Origin of the sequence: Lactobacillus isalae, assembly GCF_947539375.1 — a bacterium.
Taxonomy (GTDB): Bacteria; Bacillota; Bacilli; order Lactobacillales; family Lactobacillaceae; genus Lactobacillus; species Lactobacillus isalae.
The window spans coordinates 1348832-1366971 of record NZ_OX443569.1; the positions used below are offsets into that span (position 1 = coordinate 1348832).

The following is an 18140-nucleotide window of genomic DNA, read 5'->3' on the forward strand; positions in this document are numbered from 1 at the left end:
TTTTCCTCTAAAATTTCTTTGTCATGTAATTAAAGATAGGCTCACAAGAACCAATATCATCAGTTTCATCAATTAAACTCCGCCAATAAAAACGTTGTTCTTTGTATTGATCATCGTCAAGATACTTCAAAACTTGCAGAAGTTCTTTTTGTGAGTTAACACAAGGCCCAGGTGTAACATCTTCATACGGGCTTAATAATAAGCCACGGACCTTTTCGTATTGCTTTAGATAATTGGTAATGAAAATGATTGGCTTGTCTAAGTACAAGTAGTCAAAATAAATTGACGAAAAATCAGTAATTAGGAAGTCAGTATTTCCTAATAGTTCGTATAAATCGAGATCATTTTCAAATAAATAATCATTATTTAAGAAGGCAATATTTGAAAACTGACTGTTAAAATTCTCAAACATTCGCATTTCATAAGGATGAAGCTTCACAATTAAATATCGATGATTTACCTTTAAAGCATCATTTAACTTATATGGATCAAAATCTATAAATGCAAAGTAGTTACCCTGCTTTATTTTTTTCATAACAAACTGATCTTCTAATTCATAGCGGAAAGTTGGCATATAGATTCCTATTTGAGCTTGATCATCCCTAGTTTTAAACAAATCTGCTAGTAATTTTTCTTTAGAGATTGCTGGATGATTAATGTAATCAATTCTAGGGAAACCAAGCTTTTGATATTTTTTACCTTCAATTGCCATACAGGCACTCATTAAACTTTCATAGAGGTCGGAGCTTGACGTTACCATGTCTGCATTTTTATGCCATAGCTTTTGATTACGCTTATTGTCTCGGTAGCGCGTATTATGAGCCATAAATCCCATACGTTTTAAAGGTACACCATGCCAAAATTGAATATTAACTTGATCTCGTCGTACTTTAAAAGGCTGGTGAGTAGTAATCACATACTTAGCAGCGCCAATTTTTTTCCAAGTTTCCCATGATAAATGAGAAGATGGCCAAGGCTCAACTAAAGTAATGTTGTAGTCGGGATGCTTGGCTCTAATGTATTTATAAAATAAATAGCCATTTGAACCAGATCTACCTGAGCCATTCAAGACTACAATATTCTTTTCTTTAATTGGACGAAGACTTGCAAGGAAGCTTATTCCCCATAAGTACAAGCGAAAAAATAAACTTTTCATTTAGATGTTCCTTAATAAAAATTATTCATCATAGTACAAATCCGTTAGCACTATTATTTTTATGCTATCTTTATATTATTAAGGGTATAAAAAAAGCTTGAGTAAACTCAAGCTTTTTTTAATTATTTGATAAAACTTTATTTTCTAGCAGTGCGTCTTTCAAAGAACTTAACAATTTCAACAATGATAATCATTAAAAGTCCTGCAACAATAACTACTAACCATTGCATCCCATCTAATTCGGTCACATCAAAAATCTTAGTTAAAAATGGAATTTCTACTGCAGCCATAACTAAGGCTGAAATAAGAATTGCTCCGTTGAACCACTTATTTTCAAATGTCTGTGCTCTAAAGATTGACTTGTGAATAAATTTAGAGTTAAAGGCATGAAACAATTGAATTAATCCTAAAGTAAGAAAGGCCATTGTTAAGGCATCCGCATGCTGCATAGCTGCGTTTCCAACATGAGGACCAACATGCAAGCCAAATTGATATGCACCTAAAACTAAGATACCTTCTAAAATACCTTGATAAATAATTGAACTTGCAACACCACCACTAAAGAAGTTGGACTTTCTACCACGTGGCTTCTTCTTCATAATTCCTGGTTCAACTGGTTCAACACCTAAGGCAATTGCTGGTAATGTATCAGTAACTAAGTTAATCCACAACAATTGCACTGGCATTAAGATATCCCAGCCAAGCATGGTCATCATGAAGACTGTTAAGACTTCACCAACGTTACAACTCATCAGATAAAGAATTGCCTTTTGAATATTGGCAAATACCTTACGGCCCTGCTTGATTGCCTCAACTATTGTCGCAAAGTTATCATCAGCTAACACCATATCAGCAGCACCTTTTGATACTTCAGTACCAGTAATCCCCATACCAATACCAATATCAGCTTGCTTTAAACTAGGAGCGTCATTTACACCGTCACCAGTCATAGCAACAATCTTATTATTTGCTTGCCATGCTTTAACAATTCTAACCTTGTTTTCAGGCGATACACGTGCATAAACGCTATAGTCCTGAACGTGCTTGTTAAAGTAGTCATCCGACAACTTATCAAGTTCAGCGCCTGTAATTACGGCTTTATCCTTGTCTGGACTTTCTTCTAAAATACCTAAACGAGAAGCAATCGCAGCAGCAGTAATTTGATGGTCACCAGTAATCATGACTGTTCTGATTCCAGCACTCTTGGCTTCTGCAACAGCAGCTTTAGCTTCAGGTCTTTCTGGGTCAATCATTCCGACTAAACCGGCAAAAATCAAATCTTGCTCAACATTATTCGTGGTTGGATCATCGTATGCCTTATCTACAACCTTGTAAGCAAGTCCCAAAACACGCAAAGCTTGTTCAGCCATATTCTTGTTTGAAGCTAAGATAGTTTTTTTTTCACTATCGGAAATTGGCGCAACTTGCCCATTAATTTCAATCTTAGTTACGCGTTTCAATAGTTCATCAGGTGCACCCTTTACAGCAACAAAGAATTTATCGCCATAATGGTTAACTGTCGACATTAACTTTCTTTCTGAATCAAAAGGAACTTCTTGAACACGGCTATCTTTCTTGAGTAACTCTTCAACTTTAATGTTTTGATCAAAAGCATATTGAATTAAAGCTGTTTCAGTTGGATCTCCTAATAGTCTTCCGCCATCTTCAATCTTAGTATCATTAGCCAAAATCATGGCCATCATAGCTGGATTATCTGCTTTAATTGTCTCTTCATCATTGTGAAGTTCATTATCATAATAAACTTTTTCAACAGTCATTTGATTTTGCGTTAAAGTACCAGTTTTATCAGAACAAATAATGTCCGTTGCACCTAGAGTTTCAACAGCTGGCAACTTTCTAACAATTGCCTTGTGCTTAGCCATTGTTTGCGTACCAAGAGCTAAAATGATTGTTACAATTGCTGGCAAGCCTTCTGGAATTGCAGCTACGGCTAAAGAAACAGCAACTAAAAACATATCAATAATTAGCTTGTTAGTTGGCTCGCTTCCTTGCTTGGTAAACATCCCCACGATAAAGACAATCACACAAATTGCTAAAATCATGATTGTCAAAGTCTTACCAAGCTGATTTAAGTTTTCCTTTAATGGAGTAGCTGTTTCATCGGCATTGTTTAACATTGTCGCAATTTTACCGACTTCAGTCTTCATTCCAGTTCCAACTACGATACCTTCTGCTCGTCCATAAGTAACATTAGTATTGGCATACGCCATATTAACTCTGTCACCTAATGCCACATCATCAGCTTTTAAGACCTCGCTATCTTTTTCAACTGGGACAGATTCTCCAGTCAATGCGGACTCTTCAACCTTTAAACTCGCTGTCTTTGCTAAACGCATATCAGCTGGAACCACATCACCAGCTTCAAGCAAAACAATATCACCAGGCACAATATCAGTACTTGGAATTTCTAAAATTGCGCCACCGCGCCTTACATGAGCATTCGGCGTCGACATTTCTTTTAAGGCATCAATTGCAGCTTCTGATCTTGCTTCTTGAATCACACCTAAAATTGCATTAAGCAAGACAACAATCATAATGATTGCCGCATCAGTCCACTCATTTGCCACAACTCCTGATAAAATTGCAGCTACAATCAAGACAATGATCATAAAATCCTTAAATTGATCGATAAAGCGCATGAACATACTACGTTTTTTCTTCGACGCTAAAGAATTCGGACCTTCAGTTGCTAATCTCTTCTTAGCCTCATCATCAGTCAAACCATTATCTAACGATGTGTTCAACTCTTTCTCAATTTGAGAAATATCTTGAGCATAGTACTTCTCTTTCACCGTCAAAACCCTCCAATAACTAAAAAAGACTTATGACCAGTTATCAGTCATAAGTCTCACTAATTAAGATAAGTCCAGAGATGTTATCTCGGTTGTTGAACTTATCGCAATAACTTGCCGTTACTCTCTTATGCAGTTTTATTATATTAAACTATCAAGTCCGATACAAGTTTAGTTCTTTTTATAAAAATCATCAAAAATAGTTACTGGCAAGTGACGCTTGTGTTCACTCTTCTTCCATAACTTTTCAATTTGTTCAGCAGCTTTTTCGCTTACTTCTTTACCTTCCAAGTAGTCATCAACTTCTTTGTAAGTTACGCCTAAAGCTACTTCATCTGGTAAATCTGGCTTTTCTTCTTCTAAGTCAGCAGTTGGCGCCTTTTCATATAAATGCTTAGGACAACCAAGTTCCTTGAGCATTGCCTTTCCTTGACGCTTGTCTAGACGGAAAAGTGGAGTAAGATCTGCTGCACCATCACCATACTTAGTATAAAATCCAGAAAAGTTTTCAGCTGCATGATCAGTTCCTACAACTGCTCCATTATTTGCACCAGCAATTGCATATTGAACAACCATTCTTTGACGTGCCTTAATATTACCCTTATTAAAGTCAGTAATCTTTTGACCAGTTGCTTCAACTACTTTAACCATTGCGTCAACTGGCTCCTTAATATTCACGATTAGATCTTGATCAGGCTTTTGAAAAGCAATTGCGTCTGCTGCATCACTTGCATCAGCTTGAACGCCATAAGGAAGACGAACAGCGATAAATTGGTAAGAATCGTCACCAGTTTCTTTACGCATTTCTTCAATTGCCATTTGGCAAAGCTTACCAGTTAAGGTTGAATCTTGACCACCAGAAATTCCCAAAACATAGCTCTTTAAAAATGGATTTTCTTTTAAATAGTCTTTTAGAAAATTAATTGATTTACGAATTTCTTCTTTAGGATCAATTTCCGGTAATACATGTTCATAAGCAATAATTTTCTCTTGTAATGGGCGCATTCTAATATCCTCTTTTCACAATTCGATTGCGGATGTTGTTAATCAAGTTCATCTTGTTGTCATACAGCTTTTGCGATAAATCTACTGGATAGTCTTGTGGATTCAAGCTACGCTTATATTCATCCCATAAGCCATCCAAGTTATCTGCAGCAAATTCTTTGGTTTCCTTAAGAGTAGGTTCTTGATAAATTAATTTTCCTTTATGGAAAATTTCGTGCAACAAAGGACGAGCTGTATAGTCAGTAACAACCTTATTGATATAAGTATATTGAGGGTGGAACATGAAAAGTGCATCAAATTTTCTTGGATCTTCATCATAGCGTGAAACCCAGTCACCTTCATTTTTCTTTTCAGAGTTAGCTTGGATTCTCCAAACTTGCTTTTTACCTGGAGTAGATACTTTTTCCGCATTTGAAGAAATCTTCAAAGTATCACGCATATTGCCATCCTTATCTTCAATGGCCACTAACTTGTATACACCACCTAAGGCAGGCTGGTCAAAAGCAGTAATTAATTTAGTACCAATTCCCCAAACATCAATTTTTGCGCCTTGCATCTTAAGGTTTTGAATGGTCTTTTCATCCAAATCATTTGAAGCATAAATCTTTGCATCAGGAAAACCAGCATCATCCAGTTGCTTGCGTACCTTTTTAGAAATATATGCCATATCTCCTGAATCAATACGAACGCCTTGGAAGTTGATCTTGTCACCCATTTCTTTAGCAACCTTAATGGCAGTCGGAACACCACTTCTTAAGGTATCATAAGTATCAACTAAGAATACACAATCCTTGTGTGTTTCTGCATATGCCTTAAAGGCATCATATTCATTATTGAAAGCCTCAACCAATGAGTGAGCATGGGTTCCAGCAACAGGAATATCAAATAACTTTCCTGCTCTAACATTACTTGTAGCATCAAAACCACCAATGTAAGCTGCACGAGTTCCCCAAATAGCTGCATCAGTTTCTTGAGCACGACGTGAACCAAATTCCATCAAGCCATCATTGCCGACTGCTACCTTAATTCTTGCTGCTTTAGTAGCAATTAAAGTTTGGAAATTAATAATATTTAAAATTGCAGTCTCAACTAATTGAGCCTGTGCTAATGGTCCTTCGATTTGCATAATTGGTTCATTGGCAAAAACCAATTCACCTTCTCTAGCACTGCGAATAGTTAACTTCAATTTCAAATTACGTAGGTAATCGATAAAGTCATCATCGTAGTCGCAAGTTTCTTTAAGATATTTTAGATCACTTTCTTTAAAGCGAAGATTATTTAAATATTGAATAACGTGACTTAAACCAGCATTAACTGCGTAGCCATTGCCAAAAGGTTCTTTTCTAAAGAACACTTCAAATACGGAGTTTCTTTCACTTACACCCTTTTTAAAATAGGTATACATCATATTAATTTCATACAAGTCTGTATGAAGAATTAACGAATCATCTTGATCAATTTGTGGGTAAAACATTTTGTCCCCTCATTACTAACTAAATAATTTTTTTCTTGTATTTTATTATAATCAAAGAAGCGCAGATATCAAAAAGAGACACCAAATTTCGATGTCTCTTTAAACTTTTCACCCTACTTATCCACAACTTTTACATAATCCCGAATAGTAAAAAATTCTAAAATTTCCGCCAGTTTCTTTTTGTCATTTTTATTTACCTCATAAATAGTTGTCCCCTGACTAATTATTTTCATTAAGTCATAGTAAAAAGGCGTTAGCGTATTTTGCTCAAGCTTTTGATTAAATTCTTCGATATCTGCTCCATGATAAATTTTAAGATCTTTTGGAATCAATATTTCAGCTTTCTTTTTAGAATTATAATTATTGCTAAAATCAACAATTGTTTGTAAGTAAGGATATTTAATATCATTAAATCTCATTTCAACGAGTAGTGGTGTAATTTCTTTTAATGAAGTCCTACCTTGCTTAAAAATTATTGGACAAAGCGAAGCGATATGGAGCTTATTAAATGCATAATAAACAGCAGCTTGTATGCGATAGGCAGGAATTTTGATTTTACTTGCAATATGGTGCAAGGTTCTCAATTCAGTAGATAATATTTTTATCGGATCTTCACTAGGCATTTTATCTACTATTTTCTTCTTTTTAGTAACTCGATACTTTAAACCAACGAAGTTTCCATTTACCACTCTTAAACCAAGATTAGTTTGAGCATTATACCAAGAAGGCATCCCATTTACTAAATAATTCTCACGGACACTAGTTTCAAATACTTCTCTACGCCAAAAAGCATAATTAGTATAAATATTTTGTCCAAATCCCAACGCTGTTTTTACTAAGCTAAGTCGATTGCGATAATATGGTCTAACCAAGTGTAACTTTCCATCCTTCAAGCGCTGGTACATGGCACGGATTCCAACAAACATCCCATCGCATTTTTCACCATAAAGCGTGCTAGCTGCCCGATAAAAAACATTTTGATTAAATAAGATTTTGTCTGCATCTAAAACAAAAATTATTGATCCTTGAGCAAACTTCATCCCATATTTAATCGCATTCAAATAATTATGTTGATCTTGCTTATGATACTTAACTAATAAAGGGGTATTTTCTAAATAGCGCTTAACAATTGTTTCGGTTTCATCGTTTGAACCATCATTAATTAAGATTATCTCCCAATCTCGATATGTTTGATTTTTAATAGATTCTAATGCCTCAACAATTGTATTAGCACTATTATGAGCCGGAATTATAACTGAAATTTTGCGCTTATTTCTATCTAATTCAATATTACCGAAGACATTAACTATACATAAAGTTAAAATAAATACTAAAACTAAGTAACTAGTGTTAATCACATTAGATTCAGTAATAGTCACGCTACCTTCATTAATAATTAAGAAGATCAGGATCCCTAAAACCAAATGACTGTTTATGCTTAAATGTCTTCTAAGTCTTAAATCGATTATTGCCCCAACTATTCCTAATAAGATAGAAATTACTTCAATACTCCAGGAAAGATTTTTTAGTACAAAATCAGGCAATTCAGGCGTATACCAAACGAGCGATATAAGTAAAACAATTAAATACACACATAGTAAAAACGGTCTTAATTGTTCGCTAAAAGTAACTGCCACCCTAATTAAATAGAAAATAAAAGTTAAAACAGAGATAGTCAAAATTATGACTGTAGCCGCCCTAACTGGTAGCTGAGCTAAAACATTCAAATTCAGTAACAATAATACTAAATTCTTGGTATTAAAATGCCGGTCTAAAAAATATAAGTTTCCCATATAGGCAATGATTGCCAATCGATATAGAGCACCAATTTCAGTTAGTGGCAAGATACTTGCCTTATTCAAAATCGCCGTTAAAGTTAGAAAAACAGATAAATAACTTAGTGCCTTTTCTGCAAACCATTGATCTAAGTCTTCAATGTTAATTGATAAAACAAGTAAAAGCAGAATTAAGCCATAAGCTGCACTAACGATAAAAAAGCCATTGTCACCCTGCCAAATGTTGCTGCTTAATTCAAAAATCAAGGGCAAGATTCCAATCAAAATTGCTAGAAGACTACTTTTATGATAATTTTCCACTATTTTTCACCCAAAACGAGTTTGTAATAATTTTCAATAGCTACCAACTGATTCTTCATTGAGAAAGCATGCATCAAGTATGTTTTTTCTTTTTCAGCCATTTTTTCAAGATTTTCTTTACTACTTGAAATTGCTTGACTTAGCTTTTCGCTAATATCATTCAAATTACCGATTTTTGCAACAAAGCCATATTTTTCACTAGGGATCATTTTTTCAATATCACCTACATCAGTTGACATAATTGGTACTAAATTATCGCTAGCTTCAAGCAAGACTAAAGGGAAACTTTCTGAATATGAGGTTAAAACTGCCAAATCCATCTTTTGATATAATTTGCTAATTTCTTTATGATTCAAAAAGCCATGAAAAGTTACCTGCGCACTAATTCCTAAGTCACGTGCCAAGGCTCTTAAATTGTTAAATTCACTTCCGTCACCAGCAATATGTAATCTAACATTTTTATCATTGATTTTCTTAATTGCTTTTAACAGTAAATCTTGTCCCTTAACTTTCTCAGTTCGGCCTACATTAATAATATTGAAATAGGGATGAGCATATTTTTTAGGAATTTCTGCATTCTCATGGAAAAAGATTCCATTATAAATTACACAAATCTTAGTCTTTGGAATACCAATCTTTTCAACTAAAAGATCAGAGAAATTTTGCGTAATTGCGAAAATTCCATCAGCTTTTTTTAAAGCAAGGATATTTAATTTAGTAAAAATATTTCCAACCATTCCTCGTCCTTCGAAATCTTTCAAAGGATCAGAATGAACTGTAATAATCCATTTTGCCTTAATTTGCTTTTTAATCATCGAAACAAATAAATTAGCTCGTGCACCATGAGTGTGAACTATATCAAAGTTTCCATTATTGATGAATTTAGTAAGTCTTTTCAAAACGGTTAGGTCATAACGGCTTTTCGCTCCTAAAATCGTTGTCTTAATTCCTGCTTTTTTAGCAGCGATTGCCACAGGACCATCTGCTAAAGTTAACAACTCAAAATCGGCATCTTGCTTTTTAGCTTCGATTAATAAATTAACAATATGCGACAGGCCCCCGCCCTTTTCTAAACCAGCGTTAACATGTAAAACTTTCATTTAATTATTTCTTTCTATTTATTTTGTTTCTTAGATTTTTCTACTTCAACTACAAATTCTGGCAATGCTAGCATCCGTTTAAAACGAGTTGGATTAGTAATCAAGCGATAAAACCATTCAAGATGAGTCTTTTGGAATACTTCTGGAGCACGCTTAACTGCACCGGAAAAGACATCAAAGCTTCCTCCAACTCCCATCATGATTGCTGGCACGTCTGCTTGACGCAATAAAGAAATCAATTCTTCCTGTCTAGGAAAACCAATCGCTACAAAAACCATATCAGGCTTTGCACTTTCGATTCTAGTAGCAACAGTTTGAAGATCATCCTTAAAATATCCATCTTCGGCACCTACTAATTCTATTCCAGGATATTCTTTTGCAACTTTTTCTTTAGTAGTTTTCATTACAGCAGGCGTTGCACCAATTAGATATACACGTAAATTTCTCAAGTTGCCCACTTGAAGCAGCCAAGTAAAGAGATCATAACCGGTTACTCGCTCTTTTACTGGTGTCTTCAGCATCTTTCCACCTAGAACGATTCCAATTCCATCAGCCGTAACTAAATCTGCATCCCTTTTTATTAGTTCCATAAATTTAGGATTTTTGTTGGCGGCCATCACGATTTCTGGATTTGCAGTCACAACCATCGTCGATAACTTGTTGTTCAACCTGTTAATTAATCTATCTTTAAATTCATCTAAAGAATAATTATCAAATTCTATTCCTAAAATACTAACTTTATTCATGCTCTGCTTTTAACCATTTCTAATTGAAATAATATCTTTACTTACTATTTTAACAAAAAAGTACCTAGAACTTTTTTCAACATAAAAGTTTCACTTTTTTCTACTTCTGCTAGAATAGTAACTATTATAAGGGAGTATTTATTATGAAGAAAATTATTACCTACGGAACCTTTGATCTGCTACATTACGGGCATATTCGCTTGCTCAAAAGAGCGCGTGCTTTAGGCGACTATTTAATCGTAGGGTTATCAACAGACGAATTTAACGAATTTAGCAAGCACAAGCAAGCCTATAACAGCTACGCAGAAAGAAAATATATTCTTGAAGCAATCAGATATGTTGACCAAGTTATTCCAGAAGAAAATTGGGATCAAAAAATTAGCGATGTACAAAAATATGATATTGATACCTTTGTAATGGGTAATGACTGGGAAGGAAAATTTGACTTTCTCAAGCCTTATTGTAAAGTTGAATATCTTGAAAGAACTCCTGGAATTTCTACAACTCAAATCAAAGAAGACTTAAAATAAAAAAATGCATAGTACAGTTAACTTTTACATGAAACTGCACTATGCATTTTATTTTTCAAAAGTAAATTCAAATCTTTCTGCTACATAAGATGCGCGAACATATTCAAAAGGATAATGATCATTAAGTTCTGTAACTTGACGTCTAGTTACTAGTGGTTCACCCTTCTTAACTGACAATAAACGAGCTTCATTTTCATTTGCGACTGCCGCTCCAATATTTTCAACCACACTACCAATCTTATAGCCACCGTTTTTCTCAAGCGTTTGGTATAAGCTACTTGAAATTTCATCCTTAGAAAAGCGAGAAACTAGTTTGTAAGGAATTGTAGCTACTTCGTAACAAATTGGCACATTATCCGCAAAACGAACTCGTTCCATTCTTAAAACATTATCTGTATCCTGAATCTTTAGCTTTTCTTTTTCCGATAAAGACGGCTTAGTAACACGGTATGATAATAATTTGCTAGAAGGAACTTGACCATTAGCACGAGTTATATCTGTAAAACTCATGATTCCGGACATTTTTTCTTGAACCTTTTGGCTAGAAACGTAAGTCCCACTTCCCAAGCGTCTTTCTAAGATTCCTTCATCTTCTAATGTTTTAATTGCTTGACGTAAAGTCATTCTCGAAACATTAAATTTTAAGGCTAATTGCCGCTCAGCAGGGATCCGCTCTCCAACTTTATATTTTTTATTTTCAATATCACGCTTTATTTGATTGTGAATTTTAATATACATCGGTTCTTGCATGATAACCCCTCACTTCATTATCCTATCAAGTTTATTTTAGCTTAAAGTCGTCAATTAGTCATTGTTCTTCTTTGCTTCCCAGCGCATTCCTAAAATATTAACATTAGGTCTACTGCTGCATTCAACTTTCAAATCCTTACCACTACTTGAAACAATATTCAGCTTAATCTTAGCATCGTCTTGAACAGCTAGAGTGCTGCCATTAGGATTAATAATTAAGTCTCTACCACCTAAACTAGCGTGACCATTTAAAGCTAAAAAGTATTCAAAGTCATCCCTACCAGAAAAAGCAACTCGTGTTGCATCTGCACTTGCCTTATCTTGAAAATCAGCATGACTAACAATACTTGAATTGTTTAGAGTAACTTTAGCATTATCACAAGCAATTAGACGATCTATCTTACTATTTTGAATCAAAGTACGAGTATTTTTATCAAGAAAAATACCACCTTTAAACTCAGACTGCAAAATATTTACCCAAGAATCATCTGAAATATAAAAGCTCGAGTCTTCATTTTTTTCAACCGTTGTATTAAGCATATTTACCCATGTCTGACCATGAATTAATCCATATGAAATAGAAGAATTATTTAGATCAAGTTCTGCATTTGAATTAGGATAAGTGCTTAAATTTCCATGAATTACACTATTAGAAATAATTGCAGTTCCCTTTCCCTGGATACCCAAGGCCGCATAGTTTTCAGAATCGTAATCAATTAGAGAACCAGTCATGGTAAGACGAAAATCAGCTTGAGAAAATAAAGAGACACTAGAATTCATGATCTTACTCGAAAATAATTCAAGCGTACATTTGCCATTTACCGCAATTGCGGCCATATCGTTTTCATCACCGTAAAGATTAGTATTACGCAAAGTTAAATATGTATCTGCATCTTCTTCAACATAAATGGTATTATGATCAGATTTTGTTTGCAAACATACATTTTCTAAGGTAAAAAAGCTACAATTACTTTCTAAGACAAAAAAGCCATTGATTACTGTCTCTTCCGGGTTATTACCTGTTCCTTTGATAGTAACATTATTTACTTCTAAACCTTGATCTAATTCATAAAAACCGGGAGCAAGGAGTAAGACATCATCAGGTTGTAAATTTTTTAATGCGCTCTTCCAATCAGTCCCATCTCCGCGACCACTAACCTTAACAAGACGTGTCATATATCAGTACATCCCCTCTACACAAAAATTTCACACATTATTCCCTTTATTTTCAACTTTTTCTGCTTAAATATAATTATCAATGGAGGTAACTATGATTAACATTACTACAAATCAATTAGCAGAAATCTTAGCAAAAGATTCGACTATTAATTTATACGATCTACGAACACCAATTGAATTTGCATCAGGACACATTCCTGATAGTCATAATCTTCCTTTTGAAGAATTAAAATACTTCAATGATCCCAAGCACGAGACCTACTACTTTATCTGTCGGTCTGGCAATCTTTCTCATCACGTCTGCCAAACTCTAAAAGCTAAAGGCTATAAACATTTAATTAGTGTCAATGGTGGCATCATTAAGTGGAAAGGCCAAATTCAAAGTTTAAATTAAAAATATAATACAACAAAAAAGGTCATCAGATGATGACCTTTTTTCGGGTTGGGTGTTCTTTCGAACTATTGGGTTAGCTGGATTCGAACCAGCGCATGATGGTACCAAAAACCATTGCCTTACCACTTGGCTATAACCCATTTGATTGAACTTTTACTTGTTGTTCAATGCAACCAGCTGGAATAAATCCAGCAATGGAGGCCAGTGGATTCGAACCACCGAACTCAGAGAGAGCGGTTTTACAGACCGCCGCGTTTAGCCACTTCGCTAGGCCTCCGAAACGTTACTTAATTATAATAACGGACCACCTAGTAAAAAGCAAGCAAAAAAATAAAAAAAGTTGAAAAAAATCCAACTTTTTTTATTCTACAATGTTTCTATTTTAATTGAGCAATATGTTTCTTGATAATATTTGCTGATTCCTTCAGTTTTTCATCTTCTTCAGCAGTTAACTCCAATGGAATAACTTTTTCTACCCCATTTTTACCAATAATTGCTGGATAACCGATATAAGTTTCTACTTCATCTAAATAAACAGAAGTTGGGGCAAATAACTTTGCATCACTAAAGACAGCCTGAATTAAGCGAACTCCACAAGTAGCAATCGCATATGAAGTATAGCCCTTACCAAAAGCTACTTTCATTGAGTTTTTATTTGGTTGTGCACTTAACTTCTCTTCTTGTTCTTCAGTAAATAATTCTTTAGCAGACTTACCATTAACAGAAACTGTTGACCAAGCAGTAAATTGTGATGCCCCATGTTCTCCTAGAACAAAGCCAGCAACATTTCTTGGATCTTCATCCAATTCTTCTCCCACAATTCTCTGCATTCTAGCAGTGTCTAAGAAAGTACCGGTTCCAAAAACTTGTTTTTTAGATAAACCGGTTGTTTCTTGTAAAATAGTTGAGATTGCATCACATGGATTTGAAATATTAATTAAAATCCCATTGAATCCAGATTCTTTAATCTTTGCTCCTACTTCTTTGGCATTTTTAGCATTAATTTCAAATTCGCCAAATCTATCACCGGTCTTAACTGTTGCGGCAATATCACCAAAAGAAGTCACAATAATATCCACATTCTTTAAGTCATTATAGTCGCCTAAAAAGACATTGACATGGTAATCATTTCTAGCTAAAGTATCGCGCAAATCATTGTATTCTGCTTCAGCTTTTGCTTGATTTTTATCTAATAAATACAAATTATCAACAATTCCATGTGTGAACAAAGTAAAAGCAACTGTTGCACCAACATGCCCCATACCAATTACAGCTACATTTCTCATTGTAATTCCTGCTTTCTATAAAAATTCTTACACCTTAAGGATAATCCACTTGAGACAAGTTTTAAATTCATTTTATATTTTTTGGCTAGAAACAATTTTTTCATGCTGCTTGATTTTCTCAATCCGCTTTTCATTTCTTTTAATAAGTAATAAAAAGAGGGCCTCAATAACAGTAAAAGCTGCTACCCGAGAAAAGTAATATTGATTTTGTAAAATTGTTTGTCTTACCCCAGTCTTTAAATGATAGTCACTAGCCATAGCTATTGGAGAATCAGCTGTTTCAACATTTCCACCAGAAGCAAATGACAGTAAACCAATCTGATTAAATTTATAAACAGCATCTGCAGCTACTGGATAAGTATCTCCTTCGGCACTTATTTGAATAACTCTACTATTTTCAATAATTGAGAGGATTTTTTCTAATTTATTTGTTGGAATTTCGCCTAAGGTAGCCTGAATTTCGCCAATTTTATTTTTTTCAATTTGCGCTAAAGCTGCTTGAATATCATCTTTGGGTAATTCTTTTAACGATTCACTCTCCTTTTGTCCGATGCTTTGTGCCAGTAAAATTTTCAGTTCATGAAAACCAGACAATGACAAATTTCTACAAAAACGAGTTATAGATGCGTCACTTACCTCTGCCTTTTTGGCTAACTGAGAAATAGTAATATTAATAATTTGTTCTGGGGCTTTAAGAATAGTCTTAGCTATTTTTTAATCTGAAGCCGACATATATATCGCTACTCCCCATACTTTCCACTATGACTACATCAAAAAAGCTTTAAATGCCGGTAAGCATGTTTTCTGTGAAAAAGCTATTCCAGTTAATGCAGATCAATTTGATGAGGTAGAAAAGCTTGCTAAGGAAAAGCATTTAATCCTCTCTGAAGGTTTTACCCTCTACTACATGCCAATTTATCAAAAAGTTAAAAAACTGATCGGTGAGGGTAAATTGGGACAAATTAAGCTGATACAAGTAAATTTTGGTAGCTTAAAAGACTATGATCCCAATAACCGTTTCTTCAACAAAGACTTGGCTGGCGGCGCGCTTCTTGATATCGGAGGGTATGCAACTGCATTTGCAAGAATGTTTTTATCTAAACAACCAGAGAGTATTCTAACAACAGTTAAATTTTTTGAAACTGGCGTTGATGAGCAATCCGGTATCATTTTGAAAAACAATAAGGATGAGATGGCAGTTATGGCCCTTTCAATGCGCGCAAAACAGCCGAAGCGAGGGGTAATTTCTGGAACTAAAGGTTATGTAGAAATCTCAAACTATCCACGCGCAACAGAAGCACAAATTACTTATACAGCAAGTGCCCATGAGGAAAAACACGAGACGCTAAACGCTGGTAAAACTTCTGAAGCATTAGAATATGAAGTACAAGATATGGAGCGTTATGTTGATCAAGGACACGATGATGGTGAATTATCTATTTCACGAGATGTAGCTCATATTTTAACCAGTGTCCGTACATCATGGGGAATGAAGTACCCATTTGATGAAAAGTAATTATACATAAAAAAACTAGAGATCAAATTGATGATCTCTAGTTTTTCTTTTCTAACTAATAAAAATTGTATTTTTTGCCTTCCAGTCCCTAATTTTTATTCCAACCCAGAAGCCATAAATGCCTAGTGTAATTACTGTCAAAAGAAGCCACTTTATCCAATTACCAAATAAGCCAAATGCACTTCCAACAAACTTCATCCTGTGTCCTTCAATTACAGTATGATTAATTTCCCAACCATAAATCATACAAACTGCCCAAGGATAACAAATTCCTAAGGTACAAACGGTGATGATTGTTCCTAAAAGATGCCAGCCAATAAAGGATAATAAACCGCCATCAAAAAACGAATTACGTCCATGTCTAGTTTCCATGAAAGTTAGCCTCATTTCTAGGTACAAAAAAAGCCAGGTAACAACCTGGCGTAACTATTGGGTTAGCTGGGTTCAACCCACTCTATCAAAAAGCGCATAATATCAGGCTTTAAAAAATTATTTTATTAAATATTGCTACATATTTTGCTACAAGAGAAAAAATACAGTTAAAACTTCCACCAAGAGCAGGAAAAAATTTGCTACACCCTTAAAAATATTGCTACAAAAATTATAGGCTTTGAGCATCAAAAGGTAAATAACTCTCAAACTTTTCTGTATCTGCTTTTCTTAAATCATTAGTAGTTTTAGCATACCTATCCATCGTGGTTTTAATATTGGCGTGCCCCATCTCTTCTTTTAAGTGGTTTGTATCAACACGAGACGAAACCATTAAAGAAGCATAAGTGCCCCTAAAATCATGCACCCTGATATGGTCTAAGCCTGCCTTTTTAGCTATTTCAACATTCCACCTGTCTAATGTTGTTGTTGATATCGGCACATCATACGAGGGACGCATATTTTTATAGCCGTTAAAAACTAGCCTATCAGCTACTAAACTAAAAACTTTTGTTTCTTTTTGCTGAAAAACACGCCACTCTTTTAATAGTTCAACAGTTTGAAAAGGCAAGCTTACCATCCTTGCACTGCTTTTGGTTTTAGGGCTATCAATATAATTTCTATTGTTCAAGCCGACTGTGTAAGTCCTATTAACATATAAATAGCCTTGATCTAAATTAATATCAGACCACTTCAAGGCTCGTAACTCTCCACATCTTAGCCCTGTTGTTCCTGCTAAGAAAAAGAAAGCATATGCTTCTTTTTTATAAATACGTGCAACTTCTAAATATCTTTTAAGTTCATCCCTTTCATAAAAAGAGCTTTTAAATGGTTCACAATCCACTGGCGGGATTATTACTTTATCCATTGGGCTTTTTTCTATATAGTCTAATCTCTTAGCTTCATTAAAAATCTTTTTTGTATACCGTGCATATTTACCAAAGGTTTTAGGCGCATCGTTTTTCCACTTAAATACAGCATTTTGACACTGTTCAACAGTAATTTTATTAAGAACCATATCTCCCAATATAGGCAAAACATGCTTTTCTATCATGCGTTCGGTAGTTGCTAACGTGCTTTCTTTAATCGTGCCTAATTGATAAATCTTCAACCATTTTTCATACATCTCTTTAAACGTAATATTCTGGGATAAATTCCAATACGTGCCGTTTTCAAGCTGGTCAAGCACTTTGATACATGCTTTTTCTGCTTCCTTATAGGTCTTAAAACTCTTTCTGTATTGGAGCGGTTTCCCCTTTTCATCTCTTCCCAGATATATATTAGTCTTATATCGTATCTTACCCTTTGCAGTTTGATATTCTTTTATCTCTTTCATTCTTGTCTTCATGCTAAATCATCCTTTTTATTCCTTTTGAGCGTAAACGGGCTATTTTAAGGCTTTTAACATGATTAACTAATGGTTAAATAGTACGAAACAAGCACAGAAGCTCGATATCAGCATAAAAATATTTAAGCATTGTCGTTTTAACTCGATGATGCTTTTTTGTTTGGAGTTCATCCCCTGAAAATAAGAGTTTGGTTGCAAGCGTAGTTATAACTACGAACATATAGCAACAATAAAACATCTCTCCAAAATTGGGGACATCTCACGGCTGAATTTTCAGCCACGAAATAATACAACACATTAACTACATCAATTCCTTTA

The 18140-nt window shown here is 34.5% G+C and carries 14 protein-coding genes, 2 tRNA genes and 2 pseudogenes; 3 read left to right on the forward strand and 15 right to left on the reverse strand.

Annotated elements, in window-relative coordinates:
- Nucleotides 1-7: 7 nt before the first annotated feature.
- The 7 genes from QM512_RS06530 to QM512_RS06560 all read right to left on the reverse strand — a co-directional run bounded on the left by QM512_RS06530 (nucleotide 8) and on the right by QM512_RS06560 (nucleotide 10390).
- Complete coding sequence (locus QM512_RS06530; protein ID WP_282804979.1) at nucleotides 8-1156, reverse strand: CDP-glycerol glycerophosphotransferase family protein; 1149 nt, start codon at nucleotides 1154-1156, stop codon at nucleotides 8-10.
- 137 nt (nucleotides 1157-1293) lie between these two features.
- Nucleotides 1294-3969 carry a calcium-translocating P-type ATPase, PMCA-type gene (locus QM512_RS06535; RefSeq protein WP_282804980.1) on the reverse strand — a complete coding sequence of 892 codons (2676 nt, stop codon included), beginning with the start codon at nucleotides 3967-3969 and terminating at the stop codon, nucleotides 1294-1296.
- A 171-nt stretch (nucleotides 3970-4140) separates the two neighbouring features.
- Entirely contained in the window at nucleotides 4141-4974 is an 834-nt protein-coding gene (nadE, locus tag QM512_RS06540; protein ID WP_282804981.1) for an ammonia-dependent NAD(+) synthetase, read from the reverse strand.
- 1 nt (nucleotide 4975) lies between these two features.
- Complete coding sequence (locus tag QM512_RS06545) at nucleotides 4976-6448, reverse strand: nicotinate phosphoribosyltransferase (protein WP_282804982.1); 1473 nt, start codon at nucleotides 6446-6448, stop codon at nucleotides 4976-4978.
- A 113-nt stretch (nucleotides 6449-6561) separates the two neighbouring features.
- Nucleotides 6562-8544, reverse strand: coding sequence for a glycosyltransferase family 2 protein (locus QM512_RS06550; protein WP_282804983.1), 1983 nt, complete (start codon nucleotides 8542-8544; stop codon nucleotides 6562-6564).
- The gene (locus QM512_RS06555) at nucleotides 8544-9644 is read right to left on the reverse strand and encodes a glycosyltransferase (RefSeq protein WP_282804984.1); all 1101 of its coding nucleotides are present in this window, start codon (nucleotides 9642-9644) and stop codon (nucleotides 8544-8546) included. The genes QM512_RS06550 and QM512_RS06555 overlap by 1 nt, the downstream gene beginning before the upstream one ends.
- Before the next feature lie 14 nt (nucleotides 9645-9658).
- On the reverse strand, nucleotides 9659-10390 hold the full coding sequence (locus QM512_RS06560; protein WP_282804985.1) for a WecB/TagA/CpsF family glycosyltransferase: 732 nt from the start codon (nucleotides 10388-10390) through the stop codon (nucleotides 9659-9661).
- A gap of 143 nt (nucleotides 10391-10533) precedes the next feature.
- Here QM512_RS06560 and tagD point away from each other — a divergent pair, with 143 nt between their 5' ends.
- Nucleotides 10534-10920 (forward strand): glycerol-3-phosphate cytidylyltransferase, encoded by a 387-nt coding sequence (tagD, locus tag QM512_RS06565; RefSeq protein ID WP_282804986.1) that lies wholly within the window; start codon nucleotides 10534-10536, stop codon nucleotides 10918-10920.
- Between the two features lie 48 nt (nucleotides 10921-10968).
- Here tagD and QM512_RS06570 read toward each other — a convergent pair whose 3' ends face one another.
- Both QM512_RS06570 and QM512_RS06575 read right to left on the reverse strand, forming a co-directional pair.
- Nucleotides 10969-11670: a GntR family transcriptional regulator gene (locus QM512_RS06570; RefSeq protein WP_282804987.1), complete on the reverse strand. Its 702-nt coding sequence runs from the start codon at nucleotides 11668-11670 to the stop codon at nucleotides 10969-10971.
- Between the two features lie 54 nt (nucleotides 11671-11724).
- Nucleotides 11725-12846 carry a hypothetical protein gene (locus tag QM512_RS06575; RefSeq protein WP_282804988.1) on the reverse strand — a complete coding sequence of 374 codons (1122 nt, stop codon included), beginning with the start codon at nucleotides 12844-12846 and terminating at the stop codon, nucleotides 11725-11727.
- Between the two features lie 94 nt (nucleotides 12847-12940).
- Here QM512_RS06575 and QM512_RS06580 point away from each other — a divergent pair, with 94 nt between their 5' ends.
- The gene (locus tag QM512_RS06580) at nucleotides 12941-13243 is read left to right on the forward strand and encodes a rhodanese-like domain-containing protein (RefSeq protein ID WP_282804989.1); all 303 of its coding nucleotides are present in this window, start codon (nucleotides 12941-12943) and stop codon (nucleotides 13241-13243) included.
- Between the two features lie 68 nt (nucleotides 13244-13311).
- Here QM512_RS06580 and QM512_RS06585 read toward each other — a convergent pair.
- From QM512_RS06585 to QM512_RS06600, 4 genes and pseudogenes are all read right to left on the reverse strand, one after another.
- A tRNA-Gln gene (locus QM512_RS06585) sits at nucleotides 13312-13383 on the reverse strand.
- 55 nt (nucleotides 13384-13438) lie between these two features.
- A tRNA-Tyr gene (locus QM512_RS06590) sits at nucleotides 13439-13520 on the reverse strand.
- A 100-nt stretch (nucleotides 13521-13620) separates the two neighbouring features.
- Nucleotides 13621-14529, reverse strand: a complete 909-nt coding sequence (locus QM512_RS06595; protein ID WP_282804990.1) for an L-lactate dehydrogenase — start codon at nucleotides 14527-14529, stop codon at nucleotides 13621-13623.
- A 72-nt stretch (nucleotides 14530-14601) separates the two neighbouring features.
- Nucleotides 14602-15243: pseudogene (locus tag QM512_RS06600) on the reverse strand (MurR/RpiR family transcriptional regulator); the annotation flags it as partial.
- A 16-nt stretch (nucleotides 15244-15259) separates the two neighbouring features.
- Here QM512_RS06600 and QM512_RS06605 point away from each other — a divergent pair.
- A pseudogene (locus QM512_RS06605) lies at nucleotides 15260-16045 on the forward strand (Gfo/Idh/MocA family protein); the annotation flags it as partial.
- Between the two features lie 51 nt (nucleotides 16046-16096).
- On the opposite strand, the gene QM512_RS06610 reads toward QM512_RS06605, so the two are convergent.
- Nucleotides 16097-16417 carry a DUF898 family protein gene (locus tag QM512_RS06610; RefSeq protein WP_282804991.1) on the reverse strand — a complete coding sequence of 107 codons (321 nt, stop codon included), beginning with the start codon at nucleotides 16415-16417 and terminating at the stop codon, nucleotides 16097-16099.
- A 229-nt stretch (nucleotides 16418-16646) separates the two neighbouring features.
- On the reverse strand, nucleotides 16647-17822 hold the full coding sequence (locus tag QM512_RS06615) for a site-specific integrase (RefSeq protein ID WP_282804992.1): 1176 nt from the start codon (nucleotides 17820-17822) through the stop codon (nucleotides 16647-16649).
- Between the last annotated feature and the right edge of the window lie 318 nt (nucleotides 17823-18140).